At 60.1% G+C, this 13,996-nt stretch carries 25 protein-coding genes; 2 read left to right on the plus strand and 23 right to left on the minus strand.

Going from position 1 to position 13,996, the window contains the following annotated elements:
* The 22 genes from secY to ACTJGZ_RS02870 all read right to left on the minus strand — a co-directional run.
* A partial coding sequence (secY, locus tag ACTJGZ_RS02765; protein ID WP_441661428.1) for a preprotein translocase subunit SecY occupies positions 1–1,244 on the minus strand: 1,244 nt, incomplete at its 3' end.
* Between the two features lie 14 nt (positions 1,245–1,258).
* A complete protein-coding gene (gene rplO / locus ACTJGZ_RS02770; protein ID WP_441661429.1) occupies positions 1,259–1,699 on the minus strand; it encodes a 50S ribosomal protein L15 in 441 nt (146 codons plus the stop codon).
* A 9-nt stretch (positions 1,700–1,708) separates the two neighbouring features.
* Complete coding sequence (gene rpmD / locus ACTJGZ_RS02775; protein ID WP_441661430.1) at positions 1,709–1,894, minus strand: 50S ribosomal protein L30; 186 nt, start codon at positions 1,892–1,894, stop codon at positions 1,709–1,711.
* 3 nt (positions 1,895–1,897) lie between these two features.
* On the minus strand, positions 1,898–2,419 hold the full coding sequence (rpsE, locus tag ACTJGZ_RS02780) for a 30S ribosomal protein S5 (protein WP_068375360.1): 522 nt from the start codon (positions 2,417–2,419) through the stop codon (positions 1,898–1,900).
* A 15-nt stretch (positions 2,420–2,434) separates the two neighbouring features.
* Complete coding sequence (gene rplR / locus ACTJGZ_RS02785) at positions 2,435–2,791, minus strand: 50S ribosomal protein L18 (RefSeq protein WP_068375359.1); 357 nt, start codon at positions 2,789–2,791, stop codon at positions 2,435–2,437.
* Positions 2,792–2,812: 21 nt separating this feature from the next.
* On the minus strand, positions 2,813–3,346 hold the full coding sequence (gene rplF, locus ACTJGZ_RS02790; RefSeq protein ID WP_441661431.1) for a 50S ribosomal protein L6: 534 nt from the start codon (positions 3,344–3,346) through the stop codon (positions 2,813–2,815).
* Between the two features lie 12 nt (positions 3,347–3,358).
* Positions 3,359–3,754, minus strand: coding sequence for a 30S ribosomal protein S8 (gene rpsH, locus ACTJGZ_RS02795; RefSeq protein WP_068375353.1), 396 nt, complete (start codon positions 3,752–3,754; stop codon positions 3,359–3,361).
* A gap of 11 nt (positions 3,755–3,765) precedes the next feature.
* Complete coding sequence (gene rpsN, locus ACTJGZ_RS02800) at positions 3,766–4,071, minus strand: 30S ribosomal protein S14 (protein WP_441661432.1); 306 nt, start codon at positions 4,069–4,071, stop codon at positions 3,766–3,768.
* Between the two features lie 10 nt (positions 4,072–4,081).
* Complete coding sequence (rplE, locus tag ACTJGZ_RS02805) at positions 4,082–4,621, minus strand: 50S ribosomal protein L5 (RefSeq protein ID WP_441661433.1); 540 nt, start codon at positions 4,619–4,621, stop codon at positions 4,082–4,084.
* A gap of 9 nt (positions 4,622–4,630) precedes the next feature.
* Positions 4,631–4,951: a 50S ribosomal protein L24 gene (rplX, locus tag ACTJGZ_RS02810; RefSeq protein WP_441661434.1), complete on the minus strand. Its 321-nt coding sequence runs from the start codon at positions 4,949–4,951 to the stop codon at positions 4,631–4,633.
* 10 nt (positions 4,952–4,961) lie between these two features.
* Positions 4,962–5,330, minus strand: coding sequence for a 50S ribosomal protein L14 (rplN, locus tag ACTJGZ_RS02815; protein ID WP_441661435.1), 369 nt, complete (start codon positions 5,328–5,330; stop codon positions 4,962–4,964).
* A 367-nt stretch (positions 5,331–5,697) separates the two neighbouring features.
* The gene (rpsQ, locus tag ACTJGZ_RS02820; RefSeq protein ID WP_441661436.1) at positions 5,698–5,979 is read right to left on the minus strand and encodes a 30S ribosomal protein S17; all 282 of its coding nucleotides are present in this window, start codon (positions 5,977–5,979) and stop codon (positions 5,698–5,700) included.
* A 1-nt stretch (position 5,980) separates the two neighbouring features.
* A complete protein-coding gene (gene rpmC / locus ACTJGZ_RS02825; protein WP_068375329.1) occupies positions 5,981–6,172 on the minus strand; it encodes a 50S ribosomal protein L29 in 192 nt (63 codons plus the stop codon).
* Positions 6,173–6,182: 10 nt separating this feature from the next.
* Positions 6,183–6,599, minus strand: a complete 417-nt coding sequence (rplP, locus tag ACTJGZ_RS02830; RefSeq protein ID WP_068375326.1) for a 50S ribosomal protein L16 — start codon at positions 6,597–6,599, stop codon at positions 6,183–6,185.
* Between the two features lie 2 nt (positions 6,600–6,601).
* On the minus strand, positions 6,602–7,390 hold the full coding sequence (gene rpsC, locus ACTJGZ_RS02835; protein ID WP_441661437.1) for a 30S ribosomal protein S3: 789 nt from the start codon (positions 7,388–7,390) through the stop codon (positions 6,602–6,604).
* A gap of 9 nt (positions 7,391–7,399) precedes the next feature.
* Positions 7,400–7,729, minus strand: coding sequence for a 50S ribosomal protein L22 (rplV, locus tag ACTJGZ_RS02840; RefSeq protein ID WP_068375321.1), 330 nt, complete (start codon positions 7,727–7,729; stop codon positions 7,400–7,402).
* A 3-nt stretch (positions 7,730–7,732) separates the two neighbouring features.
* Complete coding sequence (rpsS, locus tag ACTJGZ_RS02845; protein WP_441661438.1) at positions 7,733–8,008, minus strand: 30S ribosomal protein S19; 276 nt, start codon at positions 8,006–8,008, stop codon at positions 7,733–7,735.
* A 12-nt stretch (positions 8,009–8,020) separates the two neighbouring features.
* Positions 8,021–8,848, minus strand: a complete 828-nt coding sequence (gene rplB / locus ACTJGZ_RS02850) for a 50S ribosomal protein L2 (protein WP_068375316.1) — start codon at positions 8,846–8,848, stop codon at positions 8,021–8,023.
* Positions 8,849–9,145: a 50S ribosomal protein L23 gene (gene rplW / locus ACTJGZ_RS02855; protein WP_068375313.1), complete on the minus strand. Its 297-nt coding sequence runs from the start codon at positions 9,143–9,145 to the stop codon at positions 8,849–8,851.
* Positions 9,142–9,762 carry a 50S ribosomal protein L4 gene (rplD, locus tag ACTJGZ_RS02860; protein WP_441661439.1) on the minus strand — a complete coding sequence of 207 codons (621 nt, stop codon included), beginning with the start codon at positions 9,760–9,762 and terminating at the stop codon, positions 9,142–9,144. The genes rplW and rplD overlap by 4 nt, the downstream gene beginning before the upstream one ends.
* A 3-nt stretch (positions 9,763–9,765) precedes the next feature.
* Positions 9,766–10,455, minus strand: a complete 690-nt coding sequence (rplC, locus tag ACTJGZ_RS02865) for a 50S ribosomal protein L3 (RefSeq protein ID WP_068375308.1) — start codon at positions 10,453–10,455, stop codon at positions 9,766–9,768.
* 264 nt (positions 10,456–10,719) lie between these two features.
* On the minus strand, positions 10,720–11,628 hold the full coding sequence (locus ACTJGZ_RS02870; protein ID WP_441661440.1) for a LysR family transcriptional regulator: 909 nt from the start codon (positions 11,626–11,628) through the stop codon (positions 10,720–10,722).
* A 186-nt stretch (positions 11,629–11,814) separates the two neighbouring features.
* Between ACTJGZ_RS02870 and ACTJGZ_RS02875 the strand changes: the two genes are divergently transcribed.
* Positions 11,815–12,429 carry a trimeric intracellular cation channel family protein gene (locus ACTJGZ_RS02875; protein ID WP_441661441.1) on the plus strand — a complete coding sequence of 205 codons (615 nt, stop codon included), beginning with the start codon at positions 11,815–11,817 and terminating at the stop codon, positions 12,427–12,429.
* 86 nt (positions 12,430–12,515) lie between these two features.
* Positions 12,516–13,448, plus strand: coding sequence for a glutamate racemase (locus tag ACTJGZ_RS02880; protein WP_441661442.1), 933 nt, complete (start codon positions 12,516–12,518; stop codon positions 13,446–13,448).
* A gap of 120 nt (positions 13,449–13,568) precedes the next feature.
* Here ACTJGZ_RS02880 and rpsJ read toward each other — a convergent pair whose 3' ends face one another.
* Positions 13,569–13,877, minus strand: a complete 309-nt coding sequence (gene rpsJ / locus ACTJGZ_RS02885) for a 30S ribosomal protein S10 (protein ID WP_068375295.1) — start codon at positions 13,875–13,877, stop codon at positions 13,569–13,571.
* Positions 13,878–13,996 lie beyond the last annotated feature (119 nt).

Below are 13,996 nucleotides of genomic sequence, written 5' to 3' on the forward strand. Positions count from 1 at the left end.
GCCATGAAATCCATGGTCACAACCACCATGATGAGCAGGGAAGTGCCGCCAAACAAGAACGGTACATTCCAACGCATCACCAAAAACTCGGGAATCAAGCACACCAGCGTGATATACAACGCGCCCGCCAGAGTCAGGCGCATGAGGATCTTGTCGATATATCGCGCGGTTTGCTCACCAGGACGAATCCCCGGCACAAATGCGCCGCTCTTCTTGAGATTGTCCGCAGTTTCACGGCTGTTAAACACCAGCGCCGTGTAGAAGAAGCAGAAAAAGATGATGGCAGTGGCGTACAGGGTGACATACAGCGGCTGACGCGGTTGCAAAGCCGCAGCCAGGTCACTCAGCCAACGCATGCTCTCACCAGTGGCGAACCAGCTGGCCACCGTTGCGGGCAACAGAATGATGGACGAGGCGAAGATCGGAGGGATCACACCTGCCATATTCAGCTTCAGGGGCAGATGCGAGCTCTGGCCACCATAAAGCTTGTTACCCACCTGGCGTTTCGCATAGTTGACAGTGATCCTGCGCTGCGCACGCTCGACGAACACTACCAGCGCCGTAACAGCGATGGAGAGAGCGACGATAAACAGCGCGGCAGGCACCGACATAGCACTGGTACGCACCAGGTCCAACAGGCCACCAACGCCCGAGGGCAGTCCGGCCACGATACCGGCGAAAATCAAGATCGAAATGCCGTTACCCAAGCCACGCTCGGTGATCTGCTCGCCCAGCCACATGATGAACATGGTGCCAGTGACCAGCGTCACGATGGTTGTGAACCGGAACAGCATCGCGCTGGTTCCCGCAAGGATAAGTCCCTGCTGGGATTCCAGAGCCACCGAAATACCGATAGCCTGGGCCAGCGCCAGCACAACGGTGAAATACCGCGTGTACTGGGTGATCTTGCGGCGCCCTGCTTCGCCTTCCTTCTTCAGCGCTTCCAGTGACGGAACGACCACGGACATCAACTGCATAATGATGGACGCGGAAATGTAGGGCATGATGCCCAGCGCGAAGACGGAAAAGCGCTCAAGCGCCCCGCCCGAAAACATGTTGAACAGGCCCAGGATCCCACCCGAGTGCTGACGGAACAAGTCCGACAGCGCATCGGGGTTGATACCAGGAACGGGAATATGCGTGCCGAGCCGGTAAACAACCAGCGCGAGCAACAGGAACACCAACCGGCGCTTCAAATCGCCGTATCGGGGTCCGGTCTTGCCCAGTGCCTGCGCTTTAGCCACACATCACCTCGTGATCAAGCCAGCGAGCCGCCGGCCGCCTCAATGGCGGCGCGAGCGCCGGCCGTCGCCGTGATGCCTTTCAGGACCAGCTTGCGCGTCAGTTCGCCAGACTTCACGACTTTCGCGTAACGCACGGCCTGACCCACCACGCCCGCTTGCTTCAGCACTTGCACATCGACTTCATCGACGGGCAGGCCTTGCAGCTCGGACAGGCGGACCTCAGCATACAGGTGACGATTCAAGGATTTGAAGCCACGCTTGGGCAGGCGGCGTTGCAGCGGCATTTGACCGCCTTCAAAACCGACCTTATGGAAACCACCGGTACGCGATTTCTGACCCTTGTGACCGCGGCCGGCAGTTTTGCCAAAGCCGGAGCCGATACCACGGCCGACACGGCGGCGGGCGCGTTTGCTCCCTTCTGCCGGGGCCAGGCTATTGAGTTGAATTTCCGACATCGTATTTCCTTAGACGTCCGAGACGGTAACGAGATAATCGACCTTGCGGATCATCCCACGCACTTCCGGCGTATCGACCAGCACCTTGCTGCTGTTCAAACCGCGCAGCCCCAGGCCGCGGACCGTTTCACGGTGCGACTTGTGGGTGCCGATGACCGAACGCACCAGCGTAACCTTGATTTGCTTCTGAGCCATAACTTACCCCAGGATTTCTTCGACGGACTTGCCGCGCTTGGCAGCAACTTCCGCCGGCGTCTGGGCCGCACGCAGACCGTTCAGCGTGGCGCGGACCATGTTGTAGGGGTTGCTGGAGCCCAGGCTCTTGGCAACCACGTTACGGACGCCCATCACTTCGAAGATGGCGCGCATCGGGCCGCCGGCGATAACGCCGGTACCTTCGGCTGCCGGCGAGATCAGCACCGTCGAGGCGCCGTGCTTGCCAACCACCGTGTGATGCAGCGTGCCATTCTTCAGGGGCACCTTGAACAGGCCACGACGGGCTTGTTCCATTGCCTTCTGAACGGACACCGGCACCTCACGGGCCTTGCCCTTGCCCATGCCGATACGGCCGTCGCCATCACCAACCACGGTCAGCGCAGCAAAGCTCATGGTGCGACCACCCTTGACGACCTTGCTGACGCGGTTGACCGCGATCATTTTTTCGCGGAAGCCGTCGTCGATTTCTTTCTCAGCGGCGTTCTTGCCTTGTACTTTAGCCATTTGACAATCCCTCGCTTAGAACTTGAGGCCGGCTTCACGCGCGGCTTCGGCCAAGGCCTTCACACGACCGTGATAGCGGAAACCCGAGCGATCGAAAGCAACGCTTTCGATGCCGGCAGCCTTGGCCTTCTCGGCCACACGCTTGCCAACCAGGGTCGCAGCGGCGACGTTGCCGCCATTGCCTTCCAGCAGCTTCCGGACTTCGGCTTCCTGAGTGGAAGCGCTGACCAGAACGCGGTTGCCTTCCGGCGAAATGATGTTTGCGTAGATGTGCAGGTTCGAACGGAAAACCGTCAGGCGATGAGCGCCCAGTTCGGCAATTTTCCGGCGGGTAGGCACCGCACGACGCAAACGGGAAAGATTCTTGTTCATAATGTTTCCTTGCTTGCGCGATTACTTCTTCTTGGTTTCCTTGATCGCCACATATTCGTCAGCGTAGCGCACGCCCTTGCCCTTATAGGGTTCCGGCTTGCGATAGGCGCGAATCTTTGCGGCGGTCTGGCCCAGCACTTGCTTGTCGGCACCCTTCAGCACGATTTCGGTCGGCGTGGGGGTTTCAGCCTTGATGCCAGCGGGCAGCGGGTGCACGATGTCGTGCGAGAAACCGAGTTGAAGTTTGACCGCGTCAGCTTGAGCCTGGGCACGGAAGCCCACGCCAATCAGCGTCAATTTACGCTCAAAGCCTTTGCTCACACCAGCAACCATGTTGGCCACCAGGGCGCGCACGGTACCGGACATGGCGTTGGCATGACGGCTGTCATCAGCAGCAACGAACGACAGGCTGCCGTCTTCTTGCTTGATCACAACGTTGCCGTCCAGCGCTTGCGTCAAGCTGCCCAGCGGGCCCTTGACGACGATCTGGTCCTGACCCAGGGTAACTTCCACACCCTTCGGCAGTTCAACGGGGTATTTTGCAATACGTGACATTCGAATCTCTCCTTAGGCCACGTAGCACAGCACTTCGCCGCCCACGCCATTGGCGCGAGCCTTGCGGTCGGTCATCACGCCACGCGAGGTGGACACGATGGCGACGCCCAGGCCGTTCATGACCTGAGGAATGCTGGTGCGACCCTTGTAAATACGCAGACCGGGGCGCGACACGCGCTCGATGCGCTCAATCACGGGACGGCCAGCGTAATACTTCAGGGAAATTTCCAGCTCGGGCTTGGCCGAGCCACCCTTGACTTCGAAACTCTCGATATAGCCTTCGTCCTTCAGCACAGCAGCAATTGCCACTTTCAGCTTCGAGGAGGGCATGCTCACCGAGGCCTTGTCAACTTGCTGCGCATTACGGATGCGAGTCAGCATATCGGCGATGGGATCGCTCATGCTCATAATTGAATCTCCTACCAGCTGGCCTTGGTGATGCCAGGAATCTCACCACGCATTGCGTATTCACGCACTTTGTGACGAGCCAGGCCAAATTTGCGGAACACACCGCGGGGACGACCGGTCACTGCGCAACGGTTGCGCTGGCGAGTCGGGTTCGCGTTGCGCGGCAGCTCTTGCAGCTTCAGGCGCGCTTCGTAACGCTCTTCGTCGGTCTTGGAGGTATCGTCGATGATCGCCTTCAGCGCGGTGCGCTTGGCGGCGAACTTGGCGGCCAGCTTGGCGCGCTTGATATCGCGATTGATCAGGGAAAGTTTAGCCACGTATCGCCCCTTAGTTGCGGAACGGGAAACGGAACGCCGTCAGCAGCGCTTTTGCTTCCTCGTCGGTCTTGGCAGTCGTCGTGATGCTGATATTCAGGCCACGCAGCGCGTCGATCTTGTCGTACTCGATTTCGGGGAAAATGATCTGTTCCTTGACCCCGACGTTGTAGTTGCCACGACCATCGAACGCACGACCGGAAATACCACGGAAGTCACGCACGCGCGGCAGAGCCACGGTGACCAGACGGTCCAGGAATTCGTACATGCGCTGACCACGCAGGGTCACCATGCAGCCGATCGGGTAGTCTTCACGGATCTTGAAGCCGGCGATAGCCTTACGGGTCTTCGTGATGACGACCTTCTGGCCGGAGATCTTGGTCAGATCGCCCGCGGCATTTTCAATGATCTTCTTGTCGGCAACCGCTTCGGACACACCCATGTTCAGGGTGATCTTGGTAATGCGCGGCACTTCCATGACGCTCTTGTAGCCGAACTTTTCTTTCAGTTCGGGTGCGATCTTGTCGCGATACAGTTCTTGAAAACGAGCCATGTCAGTTCCTTAAGCCTTGGCGCCGACGACTTCGCCGCTGGAGCGATACACACGCACCTTACGGCCATCGACTTCCTTGATCCCGACGCGGTCAGCCTTGCCAGTGGCAGGGTTGAAAATCGCGATATTCGAGATGTGGATGGGCAGGGTCTTCTCGACGATGCCGCCGGTGGTGCCTTGCATGGGATTGGGGCGCACGTGCTTCTTCACGACATTGACGCCTTCGACCAGAACGTGGTCGGCATCAAGACGGGCCAGCACGACACCGCGCTGCTTGCGGCTACGGCCGGCCAGCACGACGACTTCGTCGCCTTTACGAATCTTGTTCATCGTAGGCTCCTTACAGCACTTCCGGTGCCAGCGACACGATCTTCATGAAGCGGTCGGAGCGCAGCTCGCGCGTCACCGGCCCGAAGATGCGGGTGCCGATAGGCTCCAGCTTGGCATTGAGCAAAACAGCGGCATTGCCGCCAAAACGGATCAGCGAGCCATCTTTACGGCGCACGCCCTTGGCGGTACGCACGACGACGGCGTTGTAGATCTCGCCCTTCTTGACGCGGCCGCGCGGAGCCGCATCTTTGACGCTCACCTTGATGATGTCGCCAATGGCGGCATAACGGCGCTTGGAACCGCCGAGCACCTTGATGCACATCACTGACCGTGCACCGGTGTTGTCGGCCACGTTCAGCGTGGTCTGCATTTGAATCATGATTGTCCTTGTTCCAACTTAACCGGAATACATGCCGCATCTGCCCGGATGCTTTGATAGCACCCAATCCAGAAACAACATGTCCCCGCCAGTTTTGGCCCCGTCAGGTCACAGCCAATGCGTCCAAGACGCGCACGCCGTCACCCTGGGATGAAAATCCTGCGGATAAAACTACTTGGAATCAGCCATAGCACAGCTAACGACCAAGTAAGCTCACGAATTTAGCACAGAGGCTAGTCAAAGTCCACAATATTTCCGAAAACACAACACTGGCGGACGTCCATGAAAAAAGCAAGCCCTGGCTGGCAAGGCTTGCTTCATGCACTTCCGCCCCTTTCGAAGCGGAAGTGAACATAGCACCGATGGCTTAGATCACGCGAACCGCTTCGATCAGGCGCGTCACGCTCCAGGACTTGGAGCGGGACAGCGGACGACCTTCCGCGATTTCGACGATGTCGCCTTCGTTGTATTGATTGGCTTCGTCATGCGCCTTGTACTTATTGGAACGCACAACGATCTTGCCGTACAGCGGGTGCTTGGTACGGCGCTCAACCAGCACCACGACGGTCTTGTCCATCTTGTTGCTGACGACCTTGCCGATCAGCGTACGCTGACGCTTGGCCGGAGCGGTGTTTTGGGTTTCACTCATATCAGTTTCCCGCCTTTTCCGTAAGCAGAGTGCGCACGCGAGCGATGTCGCGGCGAACCTTGCGGATCTGGCTGTGGTTGGCAAGCTGCTGAGTGGCCTTCTGCAGACGCAGATTGAATTGTGCCTTCAGCAGGCTTTCGAGTTCCTTGCCGAGCTCGGCAGCGTCTTTGGCTCGAAGTTCGCTAGCTTTCATGTCGATCTCCTCAAGCACCGATATGACGCGACACGAACACGGTCGAGATCGGCAACTTGGCCGCGGCCAGGCGGAACGCCTCGCGCGCCAGCTCTTCGCTGACCCCTTCCATCTCGTACAGCACCTTGCCGGGCTGAATTTCAGCAACCCAGTACTCCGGGTTACCCTTACCATTACCCATACGCACTTCAGCAGGTTTTTGCGAGATCGGTTTGTCCGGGAAAATACGGATCCAGATCCGGCCACCACGCTTGATGTGACGGTTGATAGCACGACGTGCAGCTTCGATCTGACGAGCGGTCAGACGACCGCGGCCCGTGGCCTTCAGACCGAATTCGCCGAACGAGACGGCGGTGCCGCGCGTCGCCAGACCGGTATTACGGCCTTTCTGCTCTTTGCGGTATTTCCTGCGTGCCGGTTGCAGCATGCTTATTCTCCTTCAGCCGCCGAGGCAGCATCAGACTTGCGCGGACCGCGGCCACGACCAGCGCCACCGGGGCGACGGTTGTCCGGACGGTCGCCACGAGGACGACGCGGGCGGCGTTCTTCATCACGCGGTGCCACAGCCACTTCGGGCGGCAGCTCGCCGTTGGGCAGACGATCGCCCTTGTAAACCCAGACCTTGATACCGATGATGCCATAGGTGGTTTGGGCTTCGGACGTGCCGTAGTCGATGTTGGCGCGCAGCGTATGCAGGGGCACACGGCCTTCGCGATACCATTCGGTACGGGCGATTTCGATACCGTTCAAACGGCCCGAGCTCATGATCTTGATGCCTTGTGCACCCAGGCGCATGGCATTTTGCATCGCGCGCTTCATGGCGCGACGGAACATGATGCGCTTTTCGAGCTGCTGGGCGATCGAATCGGCGATCAGCTGGGCATCGGTTTCCGGCTTGCGGATTTCCTCGATGTTCACGTGCACAGGCACGCCCATCAGACGCTGGAGATCGCTCTTCAGGTTTTCGATGTCCTCGCCTCGCTTGCCGATCACCACACCCGGACGAGCCGAATAAACAGTAATACGGGCATTCTTGGCAGGACGCTCGATGACCACGCGGCCAACGGACGCGCTCTTGAGCTTCTTCTTCAGATATTCGCGGACGCGGATATCTTCAGCCAGCATCGTGCGATACGACGAATCGCCAGCGAACCAGCGGGAAGTCCAGTCACGCGAGACTGCCAGGCGGAACCCAGTAGGGTGAATTTTCTGACCCATCTTGACTCCTTAGGCGCCGACCTTAACCACAATGTGGCAGGTCTGCTTCTCGATACGGTTACCGCGGCCTTTAGCGCGTGCGGAAAAACGCTTCAGCGACTGACCCTTGTCGACGTAGATCGTGGTGACCTTGAGTTCGTCGATGTCGGCGCCGTCATTGTGTTCAGCGTTGGCGATAGCCGAGTCGACAGCCTTTTTCAGGATGACGGCGGCCTTCTTGGGCGAGAACGTGAGGATGGTCAGTGCCTGCGCTACAGACTTGCCACGGATCTGATCAGCGACCAGACGGACTTTCTGAGCGGAGATACGAACCCCACGGACATTGGCGGTAGTTTCCATCGCTTACCTCTTGGCCTTCTTGTCCGCTGCGTGGCCCTTGAACGTACGGGTCAGCGCGAACTCGCCCAACTTGTGGCCAACCATGTTCTCGTTGATATAAACGGGAACGTGCTGACGACCGTTGTGCACAGCAATCGTCAAGCCGATGAACTCGGGCAGGACGGTGGAACGGCGCGACCAGGTTTTGATCGGCCTCTTGTCGTTGCCCGCAATTGACTTTTCGACCTTGGAAACCAGGTGCGAATCGACAAACGGGCCTTTCTTGACGGAACGGGACATGATGTTCGCCTCTTACTTGCGCTTGCGCCGTTGGACGATCATGTTGTTCGTCCGCTTGTTGCGACGGGTCTTGAAACCCTTCGCCGGAGTACCCCAGGGGCTGACTGGCTCGCGTGCTTCGCCAGTGCGGCCTTCACCACCACCGTGCGGGTGGTCGATCGGGTTCATGGCAACACCGCGAACAGTCGGGCGAATACCGCGCCAACGCACGGCACCGGCCTTGCCGATCTGGCGCAGGCTGTGTTCTTCGTTACCGACTTCACCGATGGTGGCACGGCACTCGATATGCACGCGGCGCACTTCGCCGGAGCGCAGACGCACTTGGGCGTAAACGCCTTCGCGAGCCAGCAGCACAGCAGAAGCACCAGCCGAACGCGCCATCTGGGCGCCCTTGCCCGGCAACAGTTCGATACCGTGAATGGTCGAACCCACCGGAATGTTGCGGATCGGCAGCGTATTACCTACGCGGATCGGCGCATCCACACCGGAGAACACCGTTGCGCCAACTTCCAGGCCACGGGGAGCGATGATGTAACGGCGCTCGCCGTCTGCGTACACCAGCAGAGCGATGTGCGCGGTACGGTTGGGGTCATATTCCAGACGCTCAACGCGTGCCGGAATGCCATCCTTGTTACGACGGAAGTCGATAACGCGGTAGTGCTGCTTATGGCCGCCGCCACGATGACGGATCGTGATGTGACCATTGTTGTTGCGGCCCGAACCACGGCTCTTCTTTTCGAGCAGCGGCGCGTAAGGCGCACCTTTGTGCAGCTTGTCGTTGACGACCTTGATCAGGCCACGACGGCCGGCGGAAGTCGGCTTGACTTTAACGAGGGCCATTTAGTTCACCTCTGCAAAGTCGATCTGCTGACCCGGCTTGAGCGAGACATATGCCTTGCGCTCATTGCGGCGGCGGCCATTGAAACGACCGAAGCGTTTGACTTTGCCCTTGCGATTGAGGACCTGCACGGACTCGACCTGCACCTTGAAGAGCAGTTCGACGGCAGCCTTGATTTCCGGCTTGGTTGCATCAGCAACCACACGGAAGGCGATTTGTTCGTTCTTTTCGGCGATGAACGTGGCCTTTTCGGTCACGATGGGCGCCAGAATGACTTGCAGCAAACGTTCCGTGCTCATCCCAGCATCTCCTCGAATTGCGCGACCGCCGCCTTGGTGATCAGCAGATTCTTGTAGTGAATCAGCGACAGCGGATCAATGTAGCGCGGCTCGATCACAGCAACGTGCGGCAGGTTGCGCGTCGCCAGATAGGTGTTCTCATCAACGGAATCCGTGACGATCAGCACCGACTCGAAGCCCAGCGTCTTCAGGCGTTCAACCGCTTGCTTGGTCTTGGGCGTTTCCAGCGCGAAATCTTCCACGACCGCCACACGGCCTTCGCGAGCCAGCTGAGAGAGGATCGAACGGATGCCCGCGCGATACATCTTCTTGTTGATCTTCTGGCTGAAATTTTCGTCGGGCGAGTTCGGGAACGCACGGCCACCCCCACGCCACAGCGGCGAGGATGTCATACCGGCACGGGCACGACCCGTACCCTTTTGGCGCCAGGGCTTCTTGGTGGAGTGCTTGACTTCGTCACGACCCTTCTGGGCGCGGTCGCCGCTACGGGCATTGGCCTGGAAGGCAACGACGATCTGGTGAACCAGGGCTTCGTTGAAGTCACGGCCAAACACTGTGTCCGGGACGCTGACGGTTGACTCGGACTTGCCTTGTTCGTTCAGGAGTTTGATTTCCATGGCTTAGGCACCCTTCTTCAGCGGCGTCTTGACGGCAGGACGCACAATGATGTTAGCGCCAGCGTGACCGGGTACAGCGCCCTTAACGAGCAACAGACCGCGTTCGGCGTCGACGCGCACGATGTCCAGATTCTGAACGGTGCGGGTCACGTCACCCATGTGGCCAGACATCTTCTTGCCCGGGAAAATCCGGCCCGGATCCTGCGCCTGGCCGATAGAGCCGGGCACGCGGTGCGAGCGGGAGTTACCGTGCGAAGCACGCTGAGAACCGAAGTTGTGACGCTTGATGGTACCTGCAAAGCCCTTACCGATACTGGTGCCGGTGACGTCGACCTTTTGGCCGGCTTCAAACACACTTTCAACGGCAACGACAGCGCCAGGAGCGAACTCGGCGGCGCGGGCGGGGTCAAGACGGAACTCCTTGAGGGAGCTGCCGGCTTCGATGCCTGCCTTCGCAAAGTGGCCGGTTTCAGGCTTGGTCACGCGGGAAGCGCGGCGTTCGCCATAGGCCAGTTGCACAGCTGCATAGCCGTCAGTTTCGACGGACTTGACCTGGGCGACGCGGTTGTTCGACACGTCCAGCACGGTCACGGGGATGGACACGCCATCATCCGTGAAAATGCGGGTCATGCCGACTTTGCGCCCCACCAGCCCAAGCCGGAACGCGGCAGGCGTGGGTGTCGGATTCGACATTGTTTTCTCCGGGGTTGTAACCCTAATCCCGACTACGATTGGTCGGGGCTGCATAAATGCACACAACAGCTGCGCCAGGAAACATTACGTTCCCGGCGCCCCGCCTGCCTCGAAAAAAACGCGGCACACGGACTGCCTGTACGCACATGAATAATGCCCCAGTTAGGGCAAGTCTCAGATTCTAGCATGATGCGCAGAAAGTGCGCAATCCATGGCGTGCTCACAACACTTTTGTCAAGTGCCCGACCCCAATCCTCGCCGCCGCTACTCTTCGCCCTGCGCGGCAAAGCTTTCCGCAAGAAAGTCCAGCAGCGCGCGCACGGCAGGCAATTGGCCCCGGCGCGACGCAAAAACGGCATGGATAATGCCGCAAGGCGGCTCCCATTCCGGCAGCACCGTCACCAGCTCGCCGCGCGCCAGCTGCTGGCTGATCATCATATAAGGCAGCTGCGCCACCCCCACGCCTCTCACTGCGGCATCCCTCAACACATTCAGGCCGCGCGTGACCAGCCGCGGCTGATGGCGCACCATGACCTCGCTTTTGTCCGGCCCTAGCAGATGCCAGGTGAAATCGCCGCGCTGCAAGCCATGCCCCATGCTGGGCAGCAGCTGCAGTTCATCAAGCTTCCTGGGCACGCCTTCACGCGCCAGCAGCGCCGGGCTGGCAACCAGGCACTGCCTGCGCCGCCCGAGCACGCGCATGACCAGATCGCTGTCCTCAAGCGGCGGCGGCCGCACCCGGATGGCGATATCCACGCCCTCGCCCACGACATCCACCCGCCGGTTGGTTTCTTCCAGGTGAATATTCACCTGAGCATGGCGCGCCATGAAGTTCGCCACCATTTCACCGACGCTGGCATCCAGCAGCGCCACCGGGCAGGTCATCCTTACCATGCCGCGCGGCTCGGCATGTGCCAGCGCGACGGCATCATCGGCGGCATCGGCCTCGACCAGCATGGCTTTGCAATGCGTGTAATACACCTGCCCGACATCTGTCACCGAAAAACGCCGCGTAGAGCGCTGGATCAGCCGCACCCCCAGGCGCTCTTCCAGCACGGCAACGTGGCGGCTCAGCTTGGACTTGGGCACGCCCAGCACCCGGCCAGCCTGGGCGAACCCGCCATGCTCGATCACCTGCACGTAGTAATAAAGGTCGTTCAGATCACGCCGCATTCCGTACGCTCCGCGCCGGCCCGGACATTCGCCACGGCCTGCCGCCACCGCCACACCTAGTCGTCCGCGCCGCCATCCGCCATGGCGCGCGCCCAGCGACTATGATAGCGGAATCCGTCAGGCTGCCCCGGCAGGCTTGTCGCGCACTAAAATACCAGCGCCCCGTCTTCTTCCTTCCTTTCCGCCATGCTGCTGCATATCCTGTACCTGATCGCCATCGTCGCCGAAGGCATTACCGCTGCCCTGGCTGCCGGCCGTCGCAACATGGACTGGGTTGGCGTCTTTCTGCTGGGCTGCATCACGGCGCTGGGCGGCGGGTCCGCGCGCGATATCGTGCTCGGCCACTATCCGCTGACCTGGGTCAAGCACCCACACTACTTGCTGATTACCGGCGGCGCCGCCCTGCTCACAATTGCGGTGGCCCGCTTCATGCATCGCCTGCACAAGCTCTTCCTTTTCCTGGATGCCATCGGCCTCGTGGTTTTTACCGTGATCGGCTGCAACATCGCCATGGAAATGCAATTGCCCGTCATCATCGTCATCGCCTCCGGCATGATTACCGGCTGCGTGGGCGGCGTCTTGCGGGACATTCTCTGCAACGATATTCCTCTGCTGTTCCGCAGCGAGCTCTACGCAACCGTTTCCATCTTTACAGGCTGCCTGTATCTCGGCGGCCTGAAGCTCGATTTGCCCCACAATATCGTTATGGGTACCGCCATGATCGCCGGACTGGCGCTGCGGCTGCTGGCGCTGCGCTTTGACTGGAGCATGCCAAAATTCATTTACAGCCGGGGCGACTAACTGCCACACTGCTGGCGCCAGCCCGCAGGGGCTGAGCCATCCGAGCCGCTCCGGCCGCGCCCTTGCGCCCTCTCCGGAGCCTCGCCATGCCCGCCGCCTCACGCCCACACGCATACACACACGCGCAAATACGCGCGCGCACGCGCGCCCTGCACCGCCCCATCGGTATTTTCGATGCTGGCATAGGCAGCTACGCCATTGTTGAACTGGTGCGCCGCCACTTCCCCAGGCAAGACATTATTTATTTCGCCGACCGCGCCAGCTTTCCCTATGGCCAACGCCATCCGGCCGAATTGGCGGCTGCCGTCAGCCAGGCCATCCGGCGTCTGGCCAGCCTGGGCGCCCAGGCCGTTGTCCTGGCCTCGAACGCGCCTTCGGTCATGGTGCTCGATGACATCCGCCCCGCCATGCCTGTCCCTGTCCTCGGCATCTATCCGCCGGTTGCCGCAGCGCTGGCGCAATCGCGCTCCGGCCAGGCGGCCGTGCTGGGCGTGCAGTCCCTGATCGACAGCCCCGCCATCCGCGCCTATATCTCGGCCATCATTGAACAAGCCTCAGCGTCCACGCCCTCGCTGGCGGGCCAGCCCTCAGCGCAAGCGCCCGCCGCCAGCCATCACTCCAGCAGCGCCACCCTGGGCCCCGTCACCCTGGTCAATGCCTCACCGCTGGTTGCCTATGTGGAAGACGGCCGCTTTCTGTCGCAGCCCGATGCAACACAGCATGCCGTGCAATCCTTCATGAACCACCTGCGCCAGACGCTGCCGCAAGTGGATACCTGCACGCTGTCCTCCACACACCTGCCCTGGCTGCGGCACTATTTCGAAAGCGCTGCGCCGCAGCTCTCATTTCTGGATCCGGCCCAGGCGCTGCTGCCCTTGCTGCGGCCTTATCTTTCTGCCGGCCAGGGCGCAACACTGTGCCTGGCCAGCGAGTCTGACAATTACCCTATTGCCGGTCTGCGCGACATGCTGGCGCTGCTAGGCGTGAAGCTTGAACCCATCCTGATCCCGGCAGATTAAAGGGCAGGCTCACTTTGCCGGGACGAAAAAAAGACACTCCGAAGAGTGTCTTTTTGCTTGCTTCCGGGCCGCCGGATGATTTCAAGAAACCTGCCTTGGCCCACAAGAGCGCGATAACGCTTAGACAGCGATATCGACGTCCACACCAGCCGGCAAGTCCAGGCGCATCAGCGCATCAACCGTCTTGTCGGTGGGATCCACGATATCCATCAGGCGTTGGTGCGTACGGATTTCGAACTGGTCACGCGAGGTCTTGTTGACGTGCGGCGAACGCAGCACATCGTAACGACGGATACGCGTGGGCAGGGGAACCGGGCCACGGACCACAGCACCAGTGCGCTTGGCGGTTTCGACGATTTCAGCGGCCGATTGGTCGATGAGCTTATAGTCGAACGCTTTCAGACGGATGCGGATTTTCTGGTTTTTCATTGGAATTCCTAAAGAACGCAGTTTGGACGCGGGAACCCTAAGGTTCCCGCAACAAGCAGCAATGCTTACTTGATGATGCTGGCAACGACGCCGGCGCCGACGGTACGGCCGCCTTCACG

The sequence above is a fragment of the Kerstersia sp. genome (assembly GCF_052103615.1).
Lineage (GTDB): Bacteria > Pseudomonadota > Gammaproteobacteria > Burkholderiales > Burkholderiaceae_B > Kerstersia.

Bases quoted from the DNA above. Each gene is read 5' to 3' on its own strand.
- rplO (WP_441661429.1), bottom strand. From the start codon at position 1,699: ATGTCGGAAATTCAACTCAATAGCCTGGCCCCGGCAGAAGGGAGCAAA.
- rpmD (WP_441661430.1), bottom strand. From the start codon at position 1,894: ATGGCTCAGAAGCAAATCAAGGTTACGCTGGTGCGTTCGGTCATCGGC.
- rpsE (WP_068375360.1), bottom strand. From the start codon at position 2,419: ATGGCTAAAGTACAAGGCAAGAACGCCGCTGAGAAAGAAATCGACGAC.
- rplR (WP_068375359.1), bottom strand. From the start codon at position 2,791: ATGAACAAGAATCTTTCCCGTTTGCGTCGTGCGGTGCCTACCCGCCGG.
- rplF (WP_441661431.1), bottom strand. From the start codon at position 3,346: ATGTCACGTATTGCAAAATACCCCGTTGAACTGCCGAAGGGTGTGGAA.
- rpsH (WP_068375353.1), bottom strand. From the start codon at position 3,754: ATGAGCATGAGCGATCCCATCGCCGATATGCTGACTCGCATCCGTAAT.
- rplE (WP_441661433.1), bottom strand. From the start codon at position 4,621: ATGGCTCGTTTTCAAGAACTGTATCGCGACAAGATCGCACCCGAACTG.
- rplX (WP_441661434.1), bottom strand. From the start codon at position 4,951: ATGAACAAGATTCGTAAAGGCGACGAAGTCGTCGTGCTGGCCGGCCGT.
- rplN (WP_441661435.1), bottom strand. From the start codon at position 5,330: ATGATTCAAATGCAGACCACGCTGAACGTGGCCGACAACACCGGTGCA.
- rpsQ (WP_441661436.1), bottom strand. From the start codon at position 5,979: ATGAGTGAAACCCAAAACACCGCTCCGGCCAAGCGTCAGCGTACGCTG.
- rpmC (WP_068375329.1), bottom strand. From the start codon at position 6,172: ATGAAAGCTAGCGAACTTCGAGCCAAAGACGCTGCCGAGCTCGGCAAG.
- rplP (WP_068375326.1), bottom strand. From the start codon at position 6,599: ATGCTGCAACCGGCACGCAGGAAATACCGCAAAGAGCAGAAAGGCCGT.
- rpsC (WP_441661437.1), bottom strand. From the start codon at position 7,390: ATGGGTCAGAAAATTCACCCTACTGGGTTCCGCCTGGCAGTCTCGCGT.
- rplV (WP_068375321.1), bottom strand. From the start codon at position 7,729: ATGGAAACTACCGCCAATGTCCGTGGGGTTCGTATCTCCGCTCAGAAA.
- rpsS (WP_441661438.1), bottom strand. From the start codon at position 8,008: ATGTCCCGTTCCGTCAAGAAAGGCCCGTTTGTCGATTCGCACCTGGTT.
- rplB (WP_068375316.1), bottom strand. From the start codon at position 8,848: ATGGCCCTCGTTAAAGTCAAGCCGACTTCCGCCGGCCGTCGTGGCCTG.
- rplW (WP_068375313.1), bottom strand. From the start codon at position 9,145: ATGAGCACGGAACGTTTGCTGCAAGTCATTCTGGCGCCCATCGTGACC.
- rplD (WP_441661439.1), bottom strand. From the start codon at position 9,762: ATGGAAATCAAACTCCTGAACGAACAAGGCAAGTCCGAGTCAACCGTC.
- rplC (WP_068375308.1), bottom strand. From the start codon at position 10,455: ATGTCGAATCCGACACCCACGCCTGCCGCGTTCCGGCTTGGGCTGGTG.
- ACTJGZ_RS02870 (WP_441661440.1), bottom strand. From the start codon at position 11,628: ATGCGGCGTGATCTGAACGACCTTTATTACTACGTGCAGGTGATCGAG.
- ACTJGZ_RS02875 (WP_441661441.1), top strand. From the start codon at position 11,815: ATGCTGCTGCATATCCTGTACCTGATCGCCATCGTCGCCGAAGGCATT.
- ACTJGZ_RS02880 (WP_441661442.1), top strand. From the start codon at position 12,516: ATGCCCGCCGCCTCACGCCCACACGCATACACACACGCGCAAATACGC.
- rpsJ (WP_068375295.1), bottom strand. From the start codon at position 13,877: ATGAAAAACCAGAAAATCCGCATCCGTCTGAAAGCGTTCGACTATAAG.